Here is a 1193-nt window from a genome sequence, read left to right as displayed (position 1 = left end):
TACTCGTTGATGGCGGCGACGACGCCGGCGCCGACGGTGCGTCCGCCTTCACGGATGGCGAAGCGGAGCTTCTCTTCCATGGCGACGGGGACGATGAGGGTGACGTCCATGGTGACGCTGTCGCCGGGCATGACCATCTCGGTGCCCTCGGGGAGCACGCACACGCCGGTCACGTCCGTGGTGCGGAAGTAGAATTGCGGGCGGTAGTTGGTGAAGAACGGGGTGTGGCGCCCGCCCTCTTCCTTGGTGAGGATGTAGGCCTCGGCCTTGAACTTGGTGTGGGGCTTGACCGAGCCCGGCTTGCACACGACCTGGCCGCGCTCGACGTCCTCGCGCTTGGTGCCGCGCAGGAGCACGCCGACGTTGTCGCCGGCCTGGCCCTGGTCGAGCAGCTTGCGGAACATCTCGACGCCCGTGACCGTGGTGGTCTGGGTGTCGCGGATGCCGACGATCTCGACGGTCTCGCCGACCTTGACGATGCCGCGCTCGACGCGACCCGTCACCACGGTGCCGCGGCCCGAGATCGAGAACACGTCCTCGATCGGCATCAGGAACGGCTTGTCGATGGGACGCTCCGGCTGCGGGATGTAGTCGTCCACGGTCTTCATCAGCGCGATGACGGCGTCGTGGCCGACCTTGGCGTCGCCGTTGTCGAGGGCGACCTTGGCCGAGCCCTTGGTGATCGGGATGTCGTCGCCGGGGAAGTCGTACTTGGAGAGGAGCTCGCGCACCTCCATCTCGACGAGCTCGAGGAGCTCCTCGTCGTCGACGAGGTCGACCTTGTTGAGGAACACCACCAGCGCCGGCACGCCGACCTGGCGGGCGAGCAGGATGTGCTCGCGGGTCTGGGGCATCGGGCCGTCGGCGGCCGACACCACCAGGATCGCGCCGTCCATCTGGGCGGCACCCGTGATCATGTTCTTCACGTAATCGGCGTGGCCGGGGCAGTCGACGTGGGCGTAGTGGCGGTTGGCGGTCTCGTACTCGACGTGGGCCGTCGAGATCGTGATGCCGCGGGCCTTCTCCTCGGGTGCCTTGTCGATCTGGTCGTAGGCCGTGAACGTCGCCCCGCCCGTCTCGGCCAGGACCTTCGTGATCGCCGCCGTCAGCGACGTCTTGCCGTGGTCCACGTGACCGATCGTGCCGATGTTGCAGTGCGGCTTCGTACGAGCGAATTTCTCTTTGGCCATCGT

At 67.1% G+C, this 1193-nt stretch carries 1 protein-coding gene; it reads right to left on the bottom strand.

The features are described from left to right. Positions 1-1190, bottom strand: a 1190-nt coding sequence (gene tuf, locus MKK49_RS10735) for an elongation factor Tu (protein WP_147709611.1), incomplete at its 3' end; no start/stop codon positions are given. Positions 1191-1193: the final 3 nt, after the last annotated feature.

The sequence above is a fragment of the Methylobacterium sp. J-090 genome, from assembly GCF_022829345.1.
Classification (GTDB): Bacteria; Pseudomonadota; Alphaproteobacteria; order Rhizobiales; family Beijerinckiaceae; genus Methylobacterium.
This window is presented reverse-complemented; position numbering and strand designations above follow the sequence as displayed.